Here is a 21,456-nt window from a genome sequence, read left to right on the forward strand (position 1 = left end):
TCTATTTTTCCTCTTCATACTGTATTCCCTTAACTTCAGGGAGTTCACTTAGCATTTTAAGGCGTACTTGATCTGCCATGAATTTGCGCTCTAAAACAGCTATCTGAATAGTTCGCCAATTTTCAACTCCCCGAAAGTCACCAAATTCGCATGCCTCTTTAATTCTATCCTCCACATAATTGAGTACGGCTTTGTGATTTCCAAATGGACTTGGGATAAACAGTTCGCATTCATAACACGCTATAGGGTAATCCTCGGTACAAAAGACTTCTTTACCACATAGACCTACATCATGGGACTTATGCTTTGTGTAGAGTTTTATTACCTTTTCAGTGTCAATAGAGATCACTTGGTTTTTATCGAATCGTTTAGCTAAAGCCGAAAGAGTGGTCTCTAGATGTTCGCCAATTTTGATAGCCAAAACGGGTAGCGCATTAACGTAAGCCATGGCAGCCTTGTAACTAGCATGGTCTAGAGAGTTTGCTACCTCTGCAATAGATGCTCCAGACATTGCTTGCTTAGTTGCGTAAGTGTGTCGTAATCGTCTTGCTGTGAGATGAAGTATCTTACCTGTACGTTCAGATGTAATGGAGAATATGGAACTATCTTCAAATGCTGCGTTTAGCAATTGTCTGACGTAGGTGGAAGAGTGTAGGACTTTGCTGTTAAGTGACATGTCACAGCCTAGTTTTTCGAGCTCAGTACTGACAAGCTTGGTAGGTCTATCAATGCAGAAGAGAGGCACAAGTCTTTTTTGTTCAGGGGTGATTTTTCCTAATATTTTTTCAGCGGACATTATAGAAATGTTTGCAACAGCAGCGATATCTTTGTCAAAATCTAGCTCCCAAGATAAAGGGACTTCATTGAATTCCGCGCGAAACGTCTGATATTTTTGTTTCGCAACAGGGCAGTTATATAGTATGACTTTCCTAGTTGTTCCATCTAAGTTTATAGTGCCAGGCTGAAAGTCACAGATCTTTGAGCTTGCTAATTGCTCTGGTCGCTTGCCAGTAATAAAAACAAGTTTTAATATTAAATACGTTTTTGCGCATATCTTCCCAGTATAATGGGCTCGTACTAGTTGGTAGATAAACTGCTTGCGTTCGTACTCTGTTAACGCGCGTGTATCCTCATTCTTTTCATGTTGAAATCTATTTCCTCTATCGCCTATAACTAACTGTGACAAATAATCACCTAATCCTGATTCAAATGCCCATCCATAACCCTCTGATAAACAGCATTCAAGGATGACCTTTACGTCTGATTTAATCGACTTTGGTTCGCTTGACGAGTAAAATCTTAGAAGTGTATCGATGGAAATACCTTTATTAATGTCAGTAAACTTTATTAGAAATTGTTTAAAGCGAGAGGATGATGCTCTTAGTGTTGCTATGGATAATAAATTTGCACGTTTGGCAAAAGCTCGTCTAAGAGCTTCTTCCTGTTTTTGGGGTAGTAATCCAGATAACCACCCAACATTAAATGATGATTTTGCATCTAACTGCCAGTGAGACGTGTAAATATCAAACTCAAATCCATCCTTGGACGTATAGATTTCTCGATCTCTTGAGGGTGGTATGGTAATATGCTCCCGATTTCTATTCACCATGTTATCCCTCATTCAGCAATGAAATAATATTTGACACTTCTTGCTCATACTCATCCTGCTGTTTTATCTGACGTTCGAAAAGCTCTTCTTTGATAAACTTACGTGCATAGAGGCGTACGGTTGGTGAATTTTCACTTGCCCATCCAAATTGGAGCAAGAGAAGCTCTACAAAATCTTTCCACTCCTTTCCTTTCTTTTTCATGCGAACACAATACTTCCATGTTGCAGTATGCCTAAGTACGTGGGGTGTTAAATCAATCGAGGTGACGTTACGCATAGCCTCTGTAACACTATTAATACTGTGTAATGGTTTTCCCTGATTACTGTTACTGTGGCTAACAAAAATGTAATCTGTTTTTTGTCCATTTGGTGTTTTTGCCTTTATCTCTGTGATGTAGTAGTCCAGAGCTTTAAATGCCGTATCACTGATGGCAACTTCACGTTGAACAGTCTTGGGAAGTCTTTGCTTCTTGCGAGGATCGTCGAGTGAACCAGATCGTTGAACTATACGCAAGCCATGTTGTTTGCTCTTGCTACGAATTACATCAGTAATCTTTAAATTCAGTAGCTCGCCACTTCTCATGCCGGAATCAAGTAAAATTAAAATAATCGTGAAATTACGAATTCGTGTTGCCTCACCATCCCATGGGTTTTCAGGTGAAAGTGGGTTTGCAACGTTTAGAATTCGCTTAATCTCGGCATTTCCAAGAGACTTTGATGCACCGAAATTATCCTTAGGTACTACTACTTTTTGGTTCCCTAAGTAGGTTTTAAATTCATAACCAACGGTGCGAATCTGTTCTCTTGTTATGCTTTTACTATGGTAGTCAGAAAGAATGTTTGATAACCACTCAACGTACTTCCCAATGTACTTGATTTTGTCGTTGAAATTGGCAGATGTGACCTGTCGTGGTATAGCATCAAATTTTTTCCAGATATTTCGAGTCAGACTCGCTTTTACATGCATTTCACTTGTATTTGTATATACGCTGGAAATGAGTTTTGGTAGTTCGTCTGCACGTAACTTCAAAATTGAGGTCAATGAGTCAATATCATTAATGTTGAAGGCTTTACCACTGGATATTTTGTCTATGAGATTGATACCTCTAAGCTCAGCCCACATGAAGAGTGATTGAAGTGCTTGTAGATGCTTTTCAATCGTACCTAGACGAAGGTGGCGTGCGCGGAGAGAGTTTGTGACATATAGCGTAGACCAGTAGTCGGGCACTCCTGACTCACTATCAAGCAGAAGCATATTTCTCTGGCCAGATGGTTCTATGTATAGTCTCGTTACTAGCACATATCTTCCTCAAAGCTCTCAGCTTAAAGAAATGCTAGTAGCTGACCAAAAAAAAGCAAGCCAACTTTCCTATAAGGAAGTGCTTGCTTTCCATACGTACAAAGACTTGTGAGGCATTTTTGGCGAATAAACTTCCTAAAATGTCTCAGTGTCGGAATGGTGGAGCTGGGGGGATTTGAACCCCCGTCCAAAATTACTACATCCTTGGCACTACATGCTTAGTCACTCTTTACATTCGCCAACCCGCTGCGGAGAGACACGCCACGAATTGACTAGCTCGATTGGTTTTAATGCTTCCGCCCCGAGCAGGACTTCCACACGATCCTGTGAAGGATGACCTTCCGATTCCCTAGGACACAGGCAAGCTAGGGTAGAAGGGCTCTATGCAGGTTATTAAGCTGCTAGTGCGTAGTTTTCGTCGTTTGCGACTATTTTTTTGCGGTTTATTAACGAGGCCTACCGCACCTCGGCATGCACCTTGGGTTTCGTGAATCTTGTCGAATCCAGAATCAGCCCCAAGTTGTTAATTGAGATTGTACGCAAAAATGCTGTCATAGCAAGGCGTTGATACCCATTCCCTCTGGCAGCCAGTCTGTTTGCCGATTTATTGTACGCAGCTGAGCCTGAAGAGCCAGCTGCGCCGGGGGAAGGTGAACTGGCGCCCAGATCCTGCCAGTAGCGGGTTAGCCGCGATGCTTGTTCTTCATGATGCGGGCTTTTTCCCGATCCCACTCGCGGGCCTTGGTATCTTCGCGCTTGTCGTGCTCTTTCTTGCCCTTCACCAGGCCGATCTCGACCTTGACCCAGCACTGTTTCCAGTAGAGGGCGAGGGGCACTATGGTGTAGCCCTGACGGGCGATCAGGCTTTCGAGCTTGTCGAGTTCACGACGGCTCAGCAGCAGTTTGCGGGTGCGGGTCGGGTCACATACCACATGGCTGGAGGCCGCTTGCAGTGGCAGGAAGCTGGAGCCGAACAGATAGGCCTCGCCATCGCGGAAGATGACATAAGCTTCGCTGATGTTGGCCTTGCCCGCCCGCAGGGATTTGACTTCCCACCCTTGCAGGGACAGACCCGCTTCGATCTTCTCTTCGATGAAGTATTCGTGGCGCGCGGTTCTGTTGAGTGCAATGGTGCTGGACCCGGCTTTGTTTTTACTGTTTTTTTTGCTCATGACGGGCGATTTCCGGCAATGACTAGGAGGCTCGTATTATACGTAGGCAGGGGCGGCTGTAAAACGCGCAGCAGGTCAAGTGGTGGCTTTATGAGCGGTTTGGCTGAGGTTTTACCTCCACAACCCCAAACATGGTGATAAAATCGCGCCGATTGGATGAGGAAAAGCCATGCCCCGAATTACGCGCAGTGCCCTGGTGATGTTCAGTGCAGAACAGATGTTCAAGTTGGTTAACGATGTGGATGCCTATCCGCAGTTTTTGCCCGGCTGTGTTGGCAGCCGTGTCCACGAGGCTGGCGATGACTACATGATGGCGTCGGTCGATGTGGCCAAGGCGGGGATTGCCAAGACCTTCACTACCCGAAATCAGCTGGATGTGAACCGCCAGATCAGGATGGAGCTGGTGGATGGCCCCTTCCGCAAGCTGGCGGGCTGGTGGACCTTTACCCCGCTCGATGTCGACGCCTGCAAGGTGGAGTTTGATCTCGATTTCGAATTCACCTCCAAGCTGATCGAGGTGGCCTTTGGTCAGGTGTTCCGTGATCTGGTGAGCTCCATGGTCTCCGCCTTCTCCAACCGGGCGAAGGAGGTCTACGGTGTCTGACCAGCTCAATATCGAGGTTGTCTATGCCTTGCCGCAGCAGCAGACGGTGATTGCCCTGCGGGTGGCGCCCGAGACCTGCGTGCAGGCGGCCATCGAGCAGTCCGGCATCGTACAAAAACACCCCGAGATCGATCTGGCGGTCAACAAGTTCGGTATCTACAGCCGCCCGGTGAAAGGGAGCGAGCCGCTGCACGACGGCGATCGTATCGAGATCTACCGCCCGCTCATCGCCGATCCCCGCGAGATGCGCAAAAAGCGGGCCGAGAAGGCCAAAGAGGAGGGGAGAGCCGATAGCGTGACCGGTGGTCGCCCCGATGTGCATCGCAAGCACCGCGAGTAGCTCTCGGGTCTTTCTTGCAGAAAAAAGGCGCCGTGGCGCCTTTTTTTGATCCCGTTAGCCGGTGAGCTGGCCGAGGGGATATCAAGAGAGGGCTGCTTCTGCCACACCCAGCCGGGCGCGCGCCCAGGCGGCCAGCAGCTCGACCCCACTTTGCATCACCCGCTCATCGAAATCGAATTCGTTGTGATGGTGCGGTGCCGCCAGATCGGCCCCCAGAATGAGGTAAGCCGCTTCGCCCCCCTGCTTTTGCACCCGCTCCATCAGAAAACCGGCGTCTTCACTGGCGCCAAAGCGGCGAGTCTGGATGGTGGCGAGCCCCTGCTTGCGGGCCAGCGCCGCCAGCTCGGCCTGCAGTGCCGGGCTGTTGTCGAGGGCAATGGCCTCACCCTGCTTGATGATGCGGTAGGTGACACCGTGGGCGAGGGCAGTCCCTTCGACGATGCGCTGTACCTGACTGAACATGTAGTCGTTGAGCGTGCTATCGGCGCCGCGGGTTTCACCGCGCAGCTCGGCATGATCGGGGATGACGTTGCGGCCGCTGCCAGCGTGAAGCTGGCCGACGTTGATGCGGGTCATGCCGTCGCGGTGGCGGGGAATGCCGAGCATGGCGGTGGTGGCCATGCAGGCGGCGGCCAGCGCATTGCTGCCTGCGTTGGGTTCGAGTCCCGCATGGGCGGCGGTGCCCATAAAATGGACGTCGAACTTGGTGGAGCAGAGAAACTCGGTGGGGTTGATCACCAGCTCGCCGCTGCCAGCGTGAATACCGATATGGAGCGAGAGCAGGGCATCCACGTCATCGAGTGCCCCCCCGGCGGCCAGCGCCTTGCCACCGCGGCACCCCTCTTCGGCGGGCTGGAAGAAGAGCTTGATGCGGCCGCACAGCTGCTCCTTCATCGCCATCAGGCTGCTGGCCAGCCCCATGCCGATGGCGGTGTGGCCATCGTGGGCGCAGGCGTGCATCCACCCCTTGTTGTGGGAGGCAAAACCCTCCTGCTGCGGCTGGTGCTGTTCGGCATCGGACTCTTCCACCTCCACCGCGTCGATATCGAAGCGAAAGGCCAGGGTCGGGCCGGGACGGCCGGTATCCAGCTCCCCCATCAGCCCGGTGACATCGCCGATCCGCTCCAGCCAGTCGGGATGGGCTCCCTGACGGCGGGCACGAGCCTTCTCGGCCGCCACATCCACATCACGCCCCATCATCAGATTGCTGGCCAGCAGTTTGTCGCCGAGCACAATGCGATAACCGAGCTCGCTCAGGTGGTGGGCAATCAGGCTGGTGGTGCGAAACTCTTTCCAGGCGGCTTCCGGCAGGCGGTGCAGGTCGCGGCGCCACAGGATCAGGTGCTCAAGGGTCATCTTGGCTTCCTTGGTGATTCGATTTGTCGGCTATTGTGCCTTTTTTCCCGGCTGACCACACGGGGGCTGCAGCTGGTCGGGGGAGCTGTGAGTGCAAGTGGTGGCTGTTCGGGCCGTGAATAGTGGTGAGCGCCCATAAAAAACGCCTCCACAAGGGAGGCGTTGTCGATAGCTGGTTATCAGGCCGCGTGATGGTAAGCGGAGGCTTCAAACAGCTTCTTGTTGGCCACCAGATCGATGGGGTCAAAATCATCGACGTTGATGGTGCGCAGGCGACTTACCTCGGCGCGGTGCAGCAGCTCGGCTTCGCTCTGGGTCAGTACGCCAGCGGCCAGACCCATGTCGGCCACCTTGTCCAGCGCCATGAAGGGACGCTTGATACCATCGCTCTTGCAGACTTTCTCGAACAGCGGCTCGGCGGCCAGCACGTCATCGAGCGCTTGCTCCAGCAGACCGAAGGGGTTGCCCTCTTCGCGAGTCAGGTATTGGCCCTTGGCCAGGCGGCTGCGGGTCTCGCTCGGGGTTTGCAGCAGACGGGCCACTTGCTGGTCCAGCTTGTCGCACGGACGGTTCAGGTCACGACCCAGCGGCAATACCACGGCGCGCAGGGCAAGGCCAATCCAGCGGTTCGGGAAGTTGCGCAGCAGCTCGTCGATCGCTTCTTGTGCTTTGAACATGGCATCTTGCAGTGCCCAGTGCAGCAGCGGCAGGTCGGCCTGCTGGCGTCCCTCGTCCTGATAGCGTTTGAGGGCGCTGGAGGCCAGATAAAGCTGGCTCAATACGTCGCCAAGGCGGGCGGAGACCCGCTCCTTGCGCTTGAGCTCGCCACCCAGGGTGCCCATCGCCATGTCTGACAGGAACGCCAGGTTGGCCGAGAGGCGGGAGAGCTGCTGGTAGTAGCCCTTGGTCTGATCCTTGTAAGGGGCCGCGGCAAAGCGGGCGCCGGTGATACCGAGCCAGAAGCTGCGTACCAGGTTGCTGATGGCAAAGCCGACGTGGCTGAATACCGCCTTGTCGAAATCTTTCAGCGCCTGCTCCTTGTCGGGATGGCTGGCGGCCAGCATCTCCGGCAGTACATACGGGTGGCAGCGGATAGCGCCCTGACCGTAGATGATCATGCTGCGGGTCAGGATGTTGGCCCCTTCCACCGTCACGGCGATGGGGGCACCCTGATAGCCGCGGGCCAGATAGTTGTTGGGGCCCATGCAGATGGCCTTGCCGCCGTGGATGTCCATGGCATCGATGATGCACTTCTGGGCACGGTCGGTGAGGTGGTATTTGACGATGGCGGAGATGACCGAGGGCTTCTCGCCAAGGTCGATACCGGTCACGGTCAGGTTGGCTGCGGCGCCCATGATGTAGGCGTTGCCGCCGATGCGGGCCAGCGGCTCTTCAATCCCTTCCATCTTGCCGATGGGCAGCTTGAACTGGCGACGGATGCGGCTATATGCGCCGCTCGCCAGGGCCAGCATCTTGACGCCACCTGTGCTGTTGGAGGGCAAGGTGATGCCGCGACCGACCGACAGACACTCGACCAGCATGCGCCAGCCCTGACCGGCCATGGCCGGGCCACCGATGATGAAATCGAGCGGGACGAACACATCCTTGCCCTGGGTCGGGCCGTTCTGGAACGGCACGTTGAGCGGGAAGTGGCGACGGCCGATGCCGACACCCTTGATGTGAGTCGGGATTAGCGCGCAGGTGATGCCGAGCTCTTCCTCTTCGCCCAGCAGGTGTTCCGGATCACGCAGTTTGAAGGCGAGACCCAAGACGGTGGCGATAGGGGCGAGCGTGATATAGCGCTTGTTCCAGGTGAGGCGCATACCGAGCACCTCTTTGCCTTCCCACTCGCCCTTGCAGACGATGCCAAAATCGGGGATGGAACCGGCGTCCGAACCTGCCTCCGGGCTGGTCAGGGCGAAGCAGGGGATCTCTTTACCTACCGCCAGGCGGGGCAGGTAGTAATCTTTCTGCTCGTCGGTGCCGTAGTGCTGCAGCAGTTCGCCCGGGCCCAGCGAGTTGGGTACGCCGACGGTAGAGGCGAGCACGGCGCTGGCGCCGCACAGTTTTTGCAGGACACATGACTGGGCGTAGGCCGAGAACTCCAGACCGCCATATTTCTTCTTGATGATCATGGCGAAGAACTTGTTGTCCTTCAGGTATTGCCACACCTCGGGGGAGAGGTCCGCGCGCTCGTGGGTCACTTCCCAGTCGCTCACCATGCGGCACACTTCCTCGACCGGACCATCCATAAAGGCCTGCTCTTCGGCAGAGAGGGTGCTGACCGGGATGGCGTGCAGCTTTTTCCAGTCCGGGTTGCCCGCGAACAGATCGGCTTCCCACCAGGTGGTGCCCGCTTCAATCGCCTCTTTCTCGGTGCGGGACATCTCCGGCATGATCGATTTGTAGATCTTGAACAGCGGCTTGGTTATTTGATTGCGGCGAAATTCCACCAGATTGAGCGGGATGGCGATCACCGCGAACAGCGCCCATACCAGCAAGGGCACATGACCATAGATGGCGCCAAGCACCAGGGCGGCGCCGGTGACCAGGGTGGAGATGAACAGGGATGCCCGGCGATAGGCCAGGGCTCCGATAACCAAGATCACCCCGAGCAGAGTGAGGGTCGTCGTCATTGCTTGCTCCTTGCGTGAAAGATTGCCAACGTGGCGTAACTGATCCAGAGGTCTGACCTGTTGGATATGGCCCCTGTTGTAATTCATACGCACAAAGTTATCAAGCTGTTTACATCTTCATTACCTTCTCTCTGTGATCCCCATAACGCTCACGCGCCGCCAGCGCTGTGGCTCGCAGGGGGGCGACTGTGCGATTCGCTTGTGCGAGAATAGCCGCGATCTACACGCACACTAAAAACAGTGGAAGAGACATCATGTACCAAGAATTGATCCGCAATGAACTGACCGAAGCTGCCAGCGTGCTGCAGGCCTTCCTGGCTGATGAGCAGAACCTGAAAAACATCGAAGCGGCCGCCAAACTGCTGGCTGACTCTTTCAAAGAAGAGGGCAAGGTGCTCTCCTGCGGCAATGGCGGCTCCCACTGCGATGCCATGCATTTTGCCGAAGAGCTGACCGGTCGTTACCGCGAGAACCGCCCGGGTTATGCCGGTATCGCCATCTCCGATCCGAGCCACCTCTCTTGCGTCTCCAACGACTTTGGCTATGACTATGTCTTCTCCCGTTACGTAGAAGCGGTTGGCCGTCGTGGCGACGTGCTGCTTGGCATCTCCACCAGCGGCAACTCCGGCAATATCCTGAAAGCCATCGAGGCAGCCCGCGCCAAAGGGATGAAAGTGATCGCCCTGACCGGCAAGGATGGCGGCAAGATGGCGGGTCTGGCGGATGTCGAGATCCGGGTTCCGCACTTTGGCTATGCCGACCGTATTCAGGAAGTGCACATCAAGGTGATCCACATCCTGATCCAGCTGGTCGAAAAAGAGATGGCCAAGTAATCAGGCCATCGTCACCAGACAAGGGCAACGCCGGTAACATGGTTCGCCATCGGCCGGTTGTTGCTAGTCACAGGGGAAGGGATTGCGCCTTCCCCTGCTGTCTGTCGAACCAGCGTGCTGGTCGAACATGACACAAGCCAAATCATGAAAGGAGTCTGCCGGATATGTGCGAACTGCTCGGCATGAGTGCCAATGTGCCGACCGATATCTGCTTCAGCTTTACCGGGTTGATGCTGCGCGGCGGCAAGACCGGGCCCCACAAGGATGGCTGGGGGATCACCTTCTACGAGGGGAAGGGCTTTCGCACCTTCAAGGATCCCGAGCCCAGCGCCCAATCTCCCATCGCCAGACTGGTACAGGCGCTGCCCATCAAGAGCTGCGCCGTGGTCAGCCACATTCGGCAGGCCAACCGTGGCTGCGTGTCGCTGGAAAATACCCACCCCTTTACCCGTGAGCTGTGGGGTCGTTACTGGACCTTCGCCCACAACGGTCAGCTGACCGGCTACAAGAAGCTGCCAACCGGCCGCCACCGTCCGGTAGGGGATACCGACAGCGAGCACGCCTTCTGCTGGCTGCTCGATCGGCTGGAGCAAAAATATCCCAAGCGTCCGGCCAACTTTCCCGCCATGTTTCGCTATCTCGCTACCCTGTGTGACGAGCTCAGAGCGTTCGGGGTGTTCAACATGCTGCTCTCGGACGGGGAGTATGTGATGAGCTACTGCAGCAACAACCTGCACTGGCTGACCCGCTGTGCGCCCTTTGGCGAGGCGAGCCTGCTGGATGAGGAGGTGGTGATCGACTTTCAAAGCGAGACCACTCCCAACGATGTGGTGACCCTGATCACCACCCGTCCGCTGACCGGCAATGAGAATTGGGTCAAAATGGCGCCCGGCGAATTCAATCTGTTTCGCATGGGGGAGCGTGTGGCGACCAACCAGGTCGCGCTTGAGCAAGATAAAAAAATACCAGGGTAGATACCTACCCTGGTTCTTCGCAGCAGCCATAAAAGGCAAAAGGGATGAGAGGTGTTGCTGAGCATCATCACTCTGACGGCATTGAGTGTTGATCAATTGTTAATTTGTGGCAATCAAGTTGTTGTCTTGACGGGCGTTTCAGCATCGCTATTTCGATACTGATCACATTTTTTGCCACTTTATTCCCTGAGCCATCCAATCGGGTGCTTCATCACTGCCTGGTCGTGAGCCACGACATCGAAAACTATCTATAGTATGGTCTGTTTGAATACCGTTCTGGAGGAGCCTCGCATGGAGTGGGTGGATCGCAAGGTGTTGCAGCAGCTGGCAGAGGATATCGGTTCGGATATGCTGCCTGTGGTCATCGCAGTCTTTATTGAAGAGGTGGGCGAGCAGCTGAGTCAGCTCAGGCCCCTCTATGAGCAGGGGGAGTGGGAGGCGCTGGCTCGGGTGGCGCATAGCATGAAATCATCCTGTGGCAGCTACGGCGCCATGCCGAGCTATCAGCAGGTGATGGCGCTAGAGATGGCCAGCAAGCAGGCCGATGTGGCCGAGGCAGAGCGCCAATTGCAACTGCTGGAGGCCTCCTTGCCCCAAGTGCTCGCGTTTCTTGCCGATTATCAGTAACGGCGCCATGCAGGGATGCCGGGGCGCCGTGACCGTTGCCTAACGCTGGTTGAGCAGTTGCTGGATGATCCGGTCCAGCGCCAGTTTCAGCTTCAACCGATCGTGCCGATGGGGCAGCTCAAGCTCGCCCAGCTCGGCTTCGATCACTCGCCCTTGCCAGTCCCCCGCATCACCCGCGCCTTGTGGGGCCAGGATGGCATCCAGCCGACCCTGACCGACCCGGGACTCCAGCCAGCGACACTGACTCATCAGGTCCAGCTGGCTGGCTGGGCCGTTTTCCGCCACCAGATTGCAGACGAAAACCAGCATGGCGCTGCTCTCGTTGATGGCCTGGGCGATCTCGGCCAGCAGCAGTGGCGGCATGATGGAGGTGAGGAAACTGCCCGGCCCCAGAATGATCATGTCCGCCTGCTGCAATGCCAGCACCGCTTCCCGGGTCGCTTGCACCTCCGGCATCAGGCCGAGGGAGAGGGGCGGTGTTGCCAGTTGATCGATGGATACCTCTCCCAGGATCTGGGTGCCACACTCCATATGGGCGCAGAGATCGGTGGGAAATTCAGACATGGGTAGTAATTGTGACTCGATTTTGAGCATGTCACTGATCAGCTTGATAGCATCAAGAGGACGGACACAGAGATTATCGAGCGCCAGCAGCATCAGGTTGCCAAGGTTGTGACCCGCCAGCTCGCCTTTGCCGGCGAAGCGGTATTCGAACAACAGGCTGCCGATACTGGGATCGGTGACCAGCTGGTTCAGGCAGTTGCGCAGATCGCCCCAGGCGATGCACTCCTGACTCTTGCGCAAGCGTCCGGTCGAGCCACCATCATCTGTGGTGGCGACGATGCCGGTGAGCCGTTGACCGAGAAACGAGAGGGACGAAAGCACTCGTCCCATGCCGTGGCCACCACCGATGGCAACGACCCGATCGAAGTCATTGATGTTTTTTTGCCACATATGGGCGTCCTGTCATTGGTCTCAGTTGACCGCTATGTTAGCAAGTGAAGCGAGATAATTGTTTGATAAAGGTATGATTTTTGCTTGAGGCTGCCATTCGATAAAACAAGGAGATGGTGTTGAAATTTCTGACCGTTCACTCCCTCGCCCAGAATTCATCGCTGGCGGCCCAAGATATCTGCGCGCAGCTGCGCCACCATGCCGATCTGGCCCCCTCCCTGCTGTTACTCTATTTTACCCAAGCCCATGAGGGGGCGATACTGCGCGACGCGCTCAAACGCCAGTTCCCGACGACCCGCCTGCTTGGGTGCAGCTCTTGCGGTGGCGTCATGACCGAGATGGGACACCACGCCCGAGACGGATATGGGCTGGCCGTTGCTGCCCTGTACGATGAGAAAGGGGCATTCGGGGTAGCCGGTGCCAGCGGTGACGGGGTGGATGTGCGGCAGTTGCTGCGCCGAGCCATGAGCGACTGTGGTCGGCCGGGCGAGCTGCCCCAGCTGATCCTGTTTCATGCCAGTCCCGGCAAGGAAGAGGGGCTGCTGGCCGGTATCGAGGCCGAACTTGGTGCCTCGGTGCCGGTGGTCGGTGGATCCGCGGCTGATAGTAGCGTCAGCGGTGACTGGCAGCTCTGCTGGGATGAGGCGGTGGCTCAGGATGGCATCGGTCTGGCGGTGCTCTATCCCGATTGCCAGCTGGCTTTTCAGTTTCACTCGGGCTATGTGCCTGCCGAATTCAGCGGCGAGATCACCGCCTGCAACGGGCGGGAGGTACTCACTATCGATCACCAACCTGCCGCCGAGGTCTATGCCCGCTGGTGCGGGCGCGAGCAGCCCTGGCCGGTGGGGGCGATTTTGCGGGAGACCACGCTCACCCCGTTGGCTCGTCAGGTGGGAGCGCTGGATGGCATTCCTTACTACAAACTCTCCCATCCCGAAGCTGTGACCGAACAGGGCGGGCTGCGGCTCTTTACCGATGTGGTGCAAGGGGAGCGTCTGCTGTTGATGTACAGCAGTCAGGAAGGGTTGTTGCAGCGCAGCCTCAATGCCATGCGCGTCGAGCCAGGGTATGGGGTCGATGTGGAATTGCAGCCTATCGGCGCGCTCATCATCTTTTGTGCTGGTTGCCGTTTGGCGCTAGGTGATATGTTGTGCCAATTTGTCGAGCAGAGCCAGGCTCGCCTCGGCAAGATCCCTTTTATCACCCCCTTTACCTTCGGCGAGCAGGGGCGGCTGCCCAATGGCGAGCTGGCCCACGGCAACCTGATGGTATCGAGCGTGATTTTCCTGACCCGTTGAGTCGGCAGAACATAACAGAGCAGGCAACAAGATGATTGGCAACAGTGAACTGGAAGCCCTCGGCGACAAATTGCAGACCACACTGGTCGATCTTATACGTTGCCGCGAGCGCGAGGCCAAGTATCGTCACGAGTCCCAGACCCTGCTGGGCGGGGTTGCCACCCTCGCTGATGCCAAGACGTTGGAGCAGGTGCTGGAGAGCCTTATCCAGGTGCTCAAACCCTTTATCGGCTTTGAGCATGCGGATGTGGTGGCCTGGGAAGGGGAGCAGGGGAGTACCCACCTCAGTACCGAGCCGATGCTCGCTGCCCGCAGCTGGCGCATGACCCCGGCATTTGCCCGCGCCATCTCGGGTGAAACCCTGGTGATTTACGATCCCGCCCAGCTGCCCGAGCTGGCGCCGCTGGCGAGCGAGCCGGGCTGGGCCAGCGTGATGCTGACCGGGCTGCAGGCCCCCGGTTTTACCGCCACCCTCATCTGCCGCCACGCTCGGGCGGGCACCTTCGATCTCACCAGCAAGGCTGCCATGGAGCGTTGCCGTCCGCTTATCGCCCAGGCGCTGGTCAACATCACCTATCGGGCCCGCTTGCAGGAGCAGGTCGCGGTAAAAACCGAGGCGCTGCAGGCCAGCGAACGCCGTTTTCGCAGCTTCGCCGCCATGGCTTCGGACTGGTTCTGGGAGACAGATGCCGAGCATCGCCTTAGTTACGCCTCTGAGCCGGGTTATCTGGATGAGATGACCCCGCAAGCGACCCGGCCGACCCTCTATGACTACGTCTGCAACAAGCAGAGCTGCGATGCCCAGAAATACCTGCAGCTTTTGGAGCTGCGCCAGCCGGTGCGAGGGGTGCGGATGCAGGTTGCGCTGCAACACGGCCCCTGCTGGATGGAGGTGAGTGCCGAGCCCTGCTTTGACCATGATGGCCAGTTTATCGGTTATCGTGGCACTGCCCGGGATATCAGCAACCAGATCCGCCGGGAAGAGGAGCTGGCGCGGGCACGGGATGAGGCCGAAGCGGCCAACCGTGCCAAGTCCCAGTTTCTGGCCATGATGACCCACGAGATCCGTTCGCCCATGAATGCGGTGTTGGGGATGCTCGATCTGGTGCAGCATGCCGAGCTGGCGCCGGAGCAGCAGAGCCTGCTGCGCCATGCCACCCACTCGGCCAGATTGCTGCAAACCATCATCGACGACGTGCTCGATTTTTCGAAAATCGAGTCGCAAACCTTGGTGTTTCACTGCGAGACCCTGCAACCCGTCCAGCTTTGCCAATCTCTGGTCGAGCCGCTGCAAGCTCGCGCGACCGCCAAGGGGATCGCGCTGGTTTATCGGGTCGATGAGTCAGTCCCCCGGGAGTTGCAGGGGGATCCGATGCGTTTGTCACAGGTGATGGGCAATCTGCTGGACAACGCCCTCAAATTTACCGAGCAGGGGCAGGTAACACTGCACCTGGGTTGGCAGGATGAGAAGCTGCTGATCTCGGTCTCCGACACCGGGATCGGTATCGCTGATGCGGATCAGGCGCTGCTGTTTGAACCCTTCTCCCAGGTCGACAACTCGGCCACCCGGCGTTTTTCCGGTACCGGCCTCGGTCTTGCCATCAGCAAGCGTCTGGTGACGCTTATGGGGGGAGAGATCCGCCTGAAGAGCGAGCCGGGCAAGGGAAGTTGTTTCTGGTTCGAACTGCCTGGCATGGCGTTGCCTTGCCATAGCCAGCCGCAGCGGGAGGAGGGGACTTCGGCACTACTGCCACTGGATGTGCTGGTGGTGGAGGACAGCCCGGTGAACCAGTTGGTGGTGTCGCTGATGCTGCAAAAACTGGTGGGCAAGGTACGGCTGGCAGCCAATGGTCTGGAGGCGCTGGCGCAGGTGGATGAGCAGCTCCCGGATCTGATCCTGATGGATATGCGGATGCCCCTGATGGACGGACTGGAAGCCACCCGGCGCTTGCGTGAGTTGGGATGCACCATGCCTATCGTTGCCCTGACGGCCAATGCGATGGCGGAGGACAAGGCGTGCTGTCTCGCGCAGGGGATGGATGATTTTCTCGCCAAGCCCATCACCTTGTCACGGCTGAGAGAGTGTTTGCAGCGTCACTTTGGTCAGCGGTTGCCGACGCGCGGATAAAAAAAATGGTCAACTTTGTGGGTTGACCAGTTCTTCAGCAAATACTGAAGAGAGCACGGGATAAATCGGGTTGTATCAATCTATATGAAAAATCTGTGCCAACTTTTTTTAGACTCTTTTGTGTTCAATTTTGGCCGTTTAGCGCAGCGGCTCTCTCTTGTTATGGCGTTCTGCGTTCCTACTCATTCGCAAAATGCGAATTTCACATTTTCATTGTTGGAATAATTGCATTTTGCAACGCTGTTTTTGTCATTGTGAAATCAGGCGATGCAGAAATTTACGGGCCGCTTCGCTGTTTTGTTTGGCAATCAGCATCTGCTTTTCATAAATCGGCATCGGCAATATCTCGAGCCAGCGTTGGCAGAGCCAGGCGGCATCTTCAAAGCGCTTGTCCGGATAGAGCTCATCAAGCTCCGGATACTGCTCGAACACTTCCCGCAGGCGATTGACCAGCAGCTTGTCGTTGAAATCGGAGTGGGTGCTCGGCCAGTTGGGCAGCATCTCCACCTTGGCCCGGCGCAGGCCCATCTCGTCTGTTTCCATCTCGTGGATACAGAAGCGCTCCAGTCCCAGCACCGTCACCCCCAGCAGGCCATCATTAAGGGTGTAGAAGTCAGTCACCTTGACCCGGGTGCCCACTGGCAGAATGCGGCCGGATTGTCCCGAGGTGGTCGACTCTTCCATCACGATGCCAAAGCCCTGATCGTTGATGAATGACTCCTTGAGCATCTGCAGGTGGCGTGGCTCGAACAGACGCAGAGGAAGCTTGCCGCCCGGCAGTATGTGGGAAGGCAAGGGGAACAGTGCCAAAGGTTGTAGTTTCATGTTCCATCCTCCATTGAGTAGTTGCTGAATATGACAATGCAGCGACTGTGCCAGAGAATGAAAAAAGCCACCGGAGGGTGGCTTTTCGGGCGGTTGAGGGCGCTTAGTTGCGCTGCTCCAGATACATGACAGCCGCTTCCACGCGGCTTTGCGCCTCGAGTTTCTTCAGCAGGCTCTTCACGTGAACCTTGACCGTTCCCTCGGAGATATGGAGTACCGAGGCGACCTGTTTGTTGGAGAGGCCTTTTGCAATTTCGCGCAGGATTTGCATTTCGCGACGCGTTAAGCTTTCCAGCTTCTGCTGCAGGTGATCCAGCTCGTAGATGTTTTCGAGATAGGGGCGCAGCGGTTCGCTCAGGATCTGCTTGCCGGTCATCACGTCGGCCAGCTGGGCCAGCAGCAGATCAGGCTCGGTATCCTTGAGCAGGTAGCCGTCGGCACCCGCCTTGAGCAAAGCAACCACATCCTGACGGGCATCGGAGACGGTGAGGATCACCACCCGGGAGGTGATCTCTTCGGCCCGCAGCGCCTTGAGGGTATCGAGGCCGGAGAGCCCCTTCATATTGAGGTCGAGCAGGATCAGGTCCGGCTCTGATTCTTTGGCCAGCGCCACGGCATCTGTGCCGTTGGAGGCTTCACCGGTCACCTCCATGTTCTCTTCCAGAGCCAGCAACTGCACAATCCCTTTGCGCATGAGGGGATGGTCATCTACGACCAGAACTGTGTATTTCATCTCGTCCATCAGGCGTCTCTCGCTAGACTGGTGGGAAAGGTCAGATGCACGCAGGTGCCTTGTGGTTGCTGCTCGTTGATGGTCAGCAGACCGTGCAGTTTGCTGGCGCGCTCGTTCATGATGCTCAAACCGTAATGGTTGATCGCCGAGCTGGCGAGTCCGATCCCGACACCGTCATCTGAAATCTGAACCTCAATGTTACCACTGGCGAGGGTCTCACAGCTAACATCAATCACTTGCGCGTTTGCATGTTTGATGGCATTGAGCACTGCCTCACGGATCAGCTGCAAAATGTGGATATGCTGGCCCGCCTCCAGGTCGTTGTCGGCCAGTCCGTAATGGAACCGGATTTCGGCCTGGGTCTGAGGTTGCAGCTGATCGAGCATCACCCGGATTGCTTCCCCAAGATTGGCATCACCAATGGTGAGACGGAAGGTACCGAGCAGTTCGCGCAACTGGGTATAGGCATTGCTAAGCCCCTCGTCGATCTGCTGCATCGCCTCCTGCGCCTTGTCATGCTGCCCCTTGGCGTAAGAGCGCTTGAGCAGGGTGGACTGGATCTTGAGATAAGAGAGGGCCTGCGCCAGCGAGTCGTGCAGCTCGCGGGCGATCACCGCCCGCTCCTCCATCAACAGCAGTCGCTGCTGTTGCAGCAGGGTCTGGTCTTTGTGCAGCACCTGAGCCAGCAGCATGGTGAAGTTTTTAATCAACCGCTCATCGATGGGGTGTTGGCTGATGATGTCGAGGCGGCCGAACTCCTGCTCATCCATCTGCAGATAAAAGCTGGCGACCGCATCGAGATCGCCGGGCCAGCCGGTGCGCCCCGAGATGTAGACCGGCATGGCGTTGTGTTCGAAGCGGGTCAGCCGGATATGGTCGATATGCTGGTGGGCGGCGGCGCGGTCCAGCAGTTTGATGAGGGTACGGGTACTGAGCGGGGCGGCGTGCAGCTTCTGGGCGGTCGAGTAGAGAAACGAGAGGGTGTCGTTGGCCTGTTGCAGCTTGGCGGTTTTCTCTTCCACCTTGTTTTCCAGCTCCCGATAGAGCTTGCCCAGCTCGTCGGCCATGGTGACGAAGGCGCGTGACAGTTCCCCCAGCTCGTTTTCGCCGTGGGCGGGCAGCTTAAGATCGAAATCCTGCCGCTGGATCTGGCGGGCACAGTAGACCAGCTGGTTGAGGGGGGCGACCACCTGCTGGCGGGTGAAGCGCACCGTGAACCAGGCGATGGTGATGATGGCCAGCAGGCCGAGCCCCTCTGCCAGTGCCAGCATCCGCACCTTGAATTCCACATGGTACTGCATCTGATTGACGAAATTGTCGATGGCCGCCACAAACTGCTCGGTGTTATCGGTGTACCGTCTGGGGGTGCGATCCTCGATGTGCTGGCGCATCACCTGCCACTGGCCGAGCACCTCGCCATAGGTGCGACGCAGGGAGGCAGGAGTGATCCAGCGCTGGGTCTCCTGCAGCTCTTCGGCATGCAGGGTCTCTTCAAACTGGGAGAGGCGCCCCAGCACGCTGTCGCCCCGCTCGATTTCGTAGGCCATCCGGTAGGCTTGCATCCGCAGCGAACCGGAGAGGTTGATCGCCTTGGCATCGGGTACCGAGTAGAAGAGGGTGACCATGGCGACCAGCGCGATCAGGCTGGCCATGAAGAGGATCAACACCATGGCGCGGCCAATGGCACTGCTGACCGAATGGACCCTGAACCGTTTTCCCATACTGATGCGCACCTCTGAATAGTGATAAGGACCCCGCAAGATGCGTGGGAGTGTACTCCAACTTGTGTTAGCATCGAAAAACTAGATGAACTCCGAGCGGTTTTGCCTAAGTCCTAGCGATAGGGGGAAACCAGCCGTCAGCCGACGTTCGAGCTGTAAGGGTCAGGAAAGAAATGCCCTGGCCTCCCGTATTTGGAAAGGTGTTTATGTTGCCACTTGAAGATGGTTTTTCCCGTCGTTTTTACTATTTGCGTCTGTCGGTGACCGATGTGTGCAATTTCCGTTGCACCTATTGCCTGCCTGACGGTTATCGTCCCCCCGAAGGTCACAAAGCGGGGCGTCAACCCTTTCTCTCGATTGACGAGATCCGCCGCGTGGTCAGCGGTTTTGCCGCCATGGGCACCCGCAAGGTGCGCATCACGGGGGGCGAGCCCTCCCTGCGCCGCGATTTCACCGAGATCGTCAAGGTGATTGCCACCACCCCGGGCATCGAGAAGGTCGCCATGACCACCAACGGCTATCGCCTCAAGGAGCGGGCCCAGGAGTGGTTTGATGCCGGACTCAACGCGCTGAATGTCAGTGTCGACAGTCTCGACCCGCGCCAGTTTCACCAGATCACCGGTGAGAACAAGCTGGCCGAGGTGATGGAGGGGATCGAAGCAGCACTGGCCGCCGGTTTCAAATCGGTGAAGATCAATGCGGTGCTGCTCAAGGGGCTCAACGACTACCAGCTTGATGCCTTTCTGGGCTGGATCAGGTACAAGCCCATCGAGCTGCGCTTTATCGAGCTGATGCAGACCGGCGAGATGGATACCCTGTTTCGTGACCACCATGTCAGCGGTGAACAGATCAAACAGCGCTTGCTGGAGAGCGGCTGGGTGCAGCAGTTGCGGGGCACGGATGACGGTCCGGCGCAGGTCTTTATGCACCCCGATTCGCAAGGTGGGGTGGGGCTCATCATGCCCTACAGCAAGGATTTCTGTGCCGGTTGCAACCGGCTGCGGGTCTCCTCGCTGGGGAAGCTGCATCTGTGCCTGTTTGGCGACAACGGTATCGACCTGCGGGATCTGCTCGGCGCAGATGCACAATCTGATGAGCTGCAACAGCGCATTCGCGCGGCACTGGCGGGCAAGAGTGCCACCCATCGTCTTCATGAGGGCAATGCCGGCATCACCCCTCATCTCGCCTCGATCGGCGGATAACCGCAAAAAATCGCCAACGATTAAATAGCAATCCTCACATGGAGGTATTTTAACCGATACCTCCTTTTTTATTGCGCTGCAAGGCTTTGATCTGGCGCAAGAATCCCCCCTGTTTATCTCCCTGGTGGTATATCCCTTACCTTGTCAGGGCCGCAATATACACCCACTCTTATAATTGGTATCAAGAATGCCAATCATGGACTCGCACTGTCCCCTTTTTCACCAGAACAGGAGTCAAGATGCCGGATGAGATCGATCTTGCCCGCCGCGGCCTGTTCCGGGGGCGGCTGAGAACTGCCGAACCGCCGGTGCAGTTGCCCTGGTCAGTCAACTGGTCGGCATTTGTCGCCGACTGCACCCGCTGCGGGGACTGTCTGGCGGCCTGTCCGGAGCAGATCCTGGTGAATGGCGAGGGCGGTTTTCCGGTGGTCGATTTCCAGCGTGGCGAATGCACCTTCTGCACCGAGTGCGTCACGGTCTGCAGGGCGCCGGTGTTTCGCCCGACCAGCGAGTCCCCCTGGCACTATAAGGCCCATATCGAGGCCAACTGTCTGGCCAATGGTCAGGTGTTCTGCCAGCGCTGTCAGGACAGCTGCGAGCCCAATGCCATTCGTTTTATTCCGGTGCTGGGGCGTGTGCCCACCCCGACGGTCGAGCCGGATCGCTGTAATGGCTGCGGCGCCTGTGTGCAGGATTGTCCGGTTGGCAGCATCAAGGTCGACGGGCGAGCCGCCTTATCCGGTGGTGCGAGCCAGCCCACCCTCAAGCAGGAGTCAGAATGAGTCAGAAGCCGTGTGATACAGAAGCCACAATGGATCAGGAGTTCCATGTATCGAGTCTGGTGGTGCTGACCCAGCCCCCCTTGCGCCATCAGCTCGCCGAGCAGATTGGCGCCCTTGAAGGGGCCGAGATCCACGCCGTCAGTGACGAGGGCAAACTGGTCGTGACCCTGGAAGGTCCGAGCCAGCGGCCGATCATGGCGGCCATTGATGCGATACAGGCGATGCCGGGCGTGCTCTCAGCCGCCCTGATTTACCACCAGTTCGATGAACTGGGCGGTCACTGAAAAGAGTGATGGGATGCCGGGCGTGCCCTCTGCCGCTGATGGCTGGCTCCCGTTCGACAGATTCGACAACTATTACGC

19 protein-coding genes, 1 other RNA gene and 1 riboswitch are annotated in these 21,456 nt (G+C 56.6%); of the genes, 10 read left to right on the plus strand and 10 right to left on the minus strand.

The annotated features are described in order from the left end of the window. Nucleotide 1: 1 nt before the first annotated feature. The 4 genes from I6L41_RS02250 to smpB all read right to left on the minus strand — a co-directional run bounded on the left by I6L41_RS02250 (nucleotide 2) and on the right by smpB (nucleotide 4,081). Entirely contained in the window at nucleotides 2-1,609 is a 1,608-nt protein-coding gene (locus I6L41_RS02250; RefSeq protein ID WP_216961737.1) for a tyrosine-type recombinase/integrase, read from the minus strand. Between the two features lies 1 nt (nucleotide 1,610). After that, complete coding sequence (locus tag I6L41_RS02255) at nucleotides 1,611-2,864, minus strand: site-specific integrase (protein ID WP_216961739.1); 1,254 nt, start codon at nucleotides 2,862-2,864, stop codon at nucleotides 1,611-1,613. A gap of 202 nt (nucleotides 2,865-3,066) precedes the next feature. Further along, nucleotides 3,067-3,426, minus strand: a transfer-messenger RNA (tmRNA) gene (gene ssrA / locus I6L41_RS02260). A 166-nt stretch (nucleotides 3,427-3,592) separates the two neighbouring features. After that, on the minus strand, nucleotides 3,593-4,081 hold the full coding sequence (gene smpB, locus I6L41_RS02265; protein WP_005334498.1) for an SsrA-binding protein SmpB: 489 nt from the start codon (nucleotides 4,079-4,081) through the stop codon (nucleotides 3,593-3,595). Nucleotides 4,082-4,250: 169 nt separating this feature from the next. Between smpB and I6L41_RS02270 the strand changes: the two genes are divergently transcribed. Together I6L41_RS02270 and I6L41_RS02275 are read left to right on the plus strand one after the other, a co-directional pair. Beyond that, the gene (locus tag I6L41_RS02270) at nucleotides 4,251-4,685 is read left to right on the plus strand and encodes an SRPBCC family protein (protein ID WP_005334496.1); all 435 of its coding nucleotides are present in this window, start codon (nucleotides 4,251-4,253) and stop codon (nucleotides 4,683-4,685) included. Beyond that, nucleotides 4,678-5,025: an RnfH family protein gene (locus tag I6L41_RS02275; protein ID WP_019446547.1), complete on the plus strand. Its 348-nt coding sequence runs from the start codon at nucleotides 4,678-4,680 to the stop codon at nucleotides 5,023-5,025. Before I6L41_RS02270 ends, I6L41_RS02275 begins: the two co-directional genes overlap by 8 nt. 81 nt (nucleotides 5,026-5,106) lie before the next feature. Here I6L41_RS02275 and I6L41_RS02280 read toward each other — a convergent pair whose 3' ends face one another. Continuing rightward, nucleotides 5,107-6,381 carry an amidohydrolase gene (locus I6L41_RS02280; RefSeq protein ID WP_139742760.1) on the minus strand — a complete coding sequence of 425 codons (1,275 nt, stop codon included), beginning with the start codon at nucleotides 6,379-6,381 and terminating at the stop codon, nucleotides 5,107-5,109. Nucleotides 6,382-6,560: 179 nt separating this feature from the next. Further along, the gene (fadE, locus tag I6L41_RS02285; RefSeq protein ID WP_216961742.1) at nucleotides 6,561-9,017 is read right to left on the minus strand and encodes an acyl-CoA dehydrogenase FadE; all 2,457 of its coding nucleotides are present in this window, start codon (nucleotides 9,015-9,017) and stop codon (nucleotides 6,561-6,563) included. A 254-nt stretch (nucleotides 9,018-9,271) separates the two neighbouring features. On the opposite strand from fadE, the gene lpcA reads away from it, so the two are divergent. From lpcA to I6L41_RS02300, 3 genes are all read left to right on the plus strand, one after another. Continuing rightward, the gene (gene lpcA, locus I6L41_RS02290) at nucleotides 9,272-9,850 is read left to right on the plus strand and encodes a D-sedoheptulose 7-phosphate isomerase (RefSeq protein ID WP_005334485.1); all 579 of its coding nucleotides are present in this window, start codon (nucleotides 9,272-9,274) and stop codon (nucleotides 9,848-9,850) included. Nucleotides 9,851-10,014: 164 nt separating this feature from the next. Then, nucleotides 10,015-10,824: a class II glutamine amidotransferase gene (locus I6L41_RS02295; protein WP_019446544.1), complete on the plus strand. Its 810-nt coding sequence runs from the start codon at nucleotides 10,015-10,017 to the stop codon at nucleotides 10,822-10,824. 291 nt (nucleotides 10,825-11,115) lie between these two features. Further along, nucleotides 11,116-11,451: an Hpt domain-containing protein gene (locus I6L41_RS02300; protein ID WP_201902739.1), complete on the plus strand. Its 336-nt coding sequence runs from the start codon at nucleotides 11,116-11,118 to the stop codon at nucleotides 11,449-11,451. A 39-nt stretch (nucleotides 11,452-11,490) separates the two neighbouring features. Here the strand turns inward: I6L41_RS02300 and yvcK are convergent, their stop codons facing one another. After that, complete coding sequence (gene yvcK, locus I6L41_RS02305; protein ID WP_047438497.1) at nucleotides 11,491-12,405, minus strand: uridine diphosphate-N-acetylglucosamine-binding protein YvcK; 915 nt, start codon at nucleotides 12,403-12,405, stop codon at nucleotides 11,491-11,493. Nucleotides 12,406-12,518: 113 nt separating this feature from the next. Here yvcK and I6L41_RS02310 point away from each other — a divergent pair, with 113 nt between their 5' ends. Beyond that, nucleotides 12,519-13,703, plus strand: coding sequence for an FIST signal transduction protein (locus I6L41_RS02310; RefSeq protein WP_216961743.1), 1,185 nt, complete (start codon nucleotides 12,519-12,521; stop codon nucleotides 13,701-13,703). A 31-nt stretch (nucleotides 13,704-13,734) separates the two neighbouring features. Further along, nucleotides 13,735-15,831 carry a PAS domain-containing hybrid sensor histidine kinase/response regulator gene (locus I6L41_RS02315; protein WP_216961745.1) on the plus strand — a complete coding sequence of 699 codons (2,097 nt, stop codon included), beginning with the start codon at nucleotides 13,735-13,737 and terminating at the stop codon, nucleotides 15,829-15,831. Nucleotides 15,832-16,080: 249 nt separating this feature from the next. Here I6L41_RS02315 and I6L41_RS02320 read toward each other — a convergent pair whose 3' ends face one another. The 3 genes from I6L41_RS02320 to narQ form a co-directional block, all read right to left on the minus strand. Continuing rightward, entirely contained in the window at nucleotides 16,081-16,656 is a 576-nt protein-coding gene (locus I6L41_RS02320; protein ID WP_005334473.1) for an LON peptidase substrate-binding domain-containing protein, read from the minus strand. 103 nt (nucleotides 16,657-16,759) lie between these two features. After that, a complete protein-coding gene (narL, locus tag I6L41_RS02325) occupies nucleotides 16,760-17,398 on the minus strand; it encodes a two-component system response regulator NarL (RefSeq protein ID WP_005334471.1) in 639 nt (212 codons plus the stop codon). Then, the gene (gene narQ, locus I6L41_RS02330) at nucleotides 17,398-19,110 is read right to left on the minus strand and encodes a nitrate/nitrite two-component system sensor histidine kinase NarQ (RefSeq protein ID WP_005334468.1); all 1,713 of its coding nucleotides are present in this window, start codon (nucleotides 19,108-19,110) and stop codon (nucleotides 17,398-17,400) included. The genes narL and narQ overlap by 1 nt, the downstream gene beginning before the upstream one ends. 78 nt (nucleotides 19,111-19,188) lie before the next feature. Then, a riboswitch (molybdenum cofactor riboswitch) is annotated at nucleotides 19,189-19,329 on the plus strand. On the opposite strand from narQ, the gene moaA reads away from it, so the two are divergent. The 3 genes from moaA to I6L41_RS02345 all read left to right on the plus strand — a co-directional run bounded on the left by moaA (nucleotide 19,317) and on the right by I6L41_RS02345 (nucleotide 21,378). Continuing rightward, on the plus strand, nucleotides 19,317-20,312 hold the full coding sequence (gene moaA, locus I6L41_RS02335; protein WP_100653337.1) for a GTP 3',8-cyclase MoaA: 996 nt from the start codon (nucleotides 19,317-19,319) through the stop codon (nucleotides 20,310-20,312). Its footprint overlaps the riboswitch before it by 13 nt. 239 nt (nucleotides 20,313-20,551) lie before the next feature. Beyond that, nucleotides 20,552-21,094 carry a ferredoxin-type protein NapF gene (gene napF, locus I6L41_RS02340; protein ID WP_216961747.1) on the plus strand — a complete coding sequence of 181 codons (543 nt, stop codon included), beginning with the start codon at nucleotides 20,552-20,554 and terminating at the stop codon, nucleotides 21,092-21,094. Between the two features lie 29 nt (nucleotides 21,095-21,123). Further along, nucleotides 21,124-21,378 (plus strand): chaperone NapD, encoded by a 255-nt coding sequence (locus tag I6L41_RS02345; RefSeq protein WP_031227438.1) that lies wholly within the window; start codon nucleotides 21,124-21,126, stop codon nucleotides 21,376-21,378. The last annotated feature ends 78 nt before the right edge of the window (nucleotides 21,379-21,456 follow it).

It is taken from the genome of Aeromonas sp. FDAARGOS 1411 (assembly GCF_019047125.1).
In the GTDB taxonomy this organism is placed as follows: domain Bacteria; phylum Pseudomonadota; class Gammaproteobacteria; order Enterobacterales; family Aeromonadaceae; genus Aeromonas; species Aeromonas veronii.

Bases quoted from the DNA above. Each gene is read 5' to 3' on its own strand.
- I6L41_RS02250 (WP_216961737.1), bottom strand. From the start codon at position 1,609: ATGGTGAATAGAAATCGGGAGCATATTACCATACCACCCTCAAGAGAT.
- I6L41_RS02255 (WP_216961739.1), bottom strand. From the start codon at position 2,864: ATGCTTCTGCTTGATAGTGAGTCAGGAGTGCCCGACTACTGGTCTACG.
- smpB (WP_005334498.1), bottom strand. From the start codon at position 4,081: ATGAGCAAAAAAAACAGTAAAAACAAAGCCGGGTCCAGCACCATTGCA.
- I6L41_RS02270 (WP_005334496.1), top strand. From the start codon at position 4,251: ATGCCCCGAATTACGCGCAGTGCCCTGGTGATGTTCAGTGCAGAACAG.
- I6L41_RS02280 (WP_139742760.1), bottom strand. From the start codon at position 6,381: ATGACCCTTGAGCACCTGATCCTGTGGCGCCGCGACCTGCACCGCCTG.
- fadE (WP_216961742.1), bottom strand. From the start codon at position 9,017: ATGACGACGACCCTCACTCTGCTCGGGGTGATCTTGGTTATCGGAGCC.
- lpcA (WP_005334485.1), top strand. From the start codon at position 9,272: ATGTACCAAGAATTGATCCGCAATGAACTGACCGAAGCTGCCAGCGTG.
- I6L41_RS02295 (WP_019446544.1), top strand. From the start codon at position 10,015: ATGTGCGAACTGCTCGGCATGAGTGCCAATGTGCCGACCGATATCTGC.
- I6L41_RS02300 (WP_201902739.1), top strand. From the start codon at position 11,116: ATGGAGTGGGTGGATCGCAAGGTGTTGCAGCAGCTGGCAGAGGATATC.
- yvcK (WP_047438497.1), bottom strand. From the start codon at position 12,405: ATGTGGCAAAAAAACATCAATGACTTCGATCGGGTCGTTGCCATCGGT.
- I6L41_RS02310 (WP_216961743.1), top strand. From the start codon at position 12,519: ATGGTGTTGAAATTTCTGACCGTTCACTCCCTCGCCCAGAATTCATCG.
- I6L41_RS02315 (WP_216961745.1), top strand. From the start codon at position 13,735: ATGATTGGCAACAGTGAACTGGAAGCCCTCGGCGACAAATTGCAGACC.
- I6L41_RS02320 (WP_005334473.1), bottom strand. From the start codon at position 16,656: ATGAAACTACAACCTTTGGCACTGTTCCCCTTGCCTTCCCACATACTG.
- narL (WP_005334471.1), bottom strand. From the start codon at position 17,398: ATGGACGAGATGAAATACACAGTTCTGGTCGTAGATGACCATCCCCTC.
- narQ (WP_005334468.1), bottom strand. From the start codon at position 19,110: ATGGGAAAACGGTTCAGGGTCCATTCGGTCAGCAGTGCCATTGGCCGC.
- moaA (WP_100653337.1), top strand. From the start codon at position 19,317: ATGTTGCCACTTGAAGATGGTTTTTCCCGTCGTTTTTACTATTTGCGT.
- napF (WP_216961747.1), top strand. From the start codon at position 20,552: ATGCCGGATGAGATCGATCTTGCCCGCCGCGGCCTGTTCCGGGGGCGG.
- I6L41_RS02345 (WP_031227438.1), top strand. From the start codon at position 21,124: ATGGATCAGGAGTTCCATGTATCGAGTCTGGTGGTGCTGACCCAGCCC.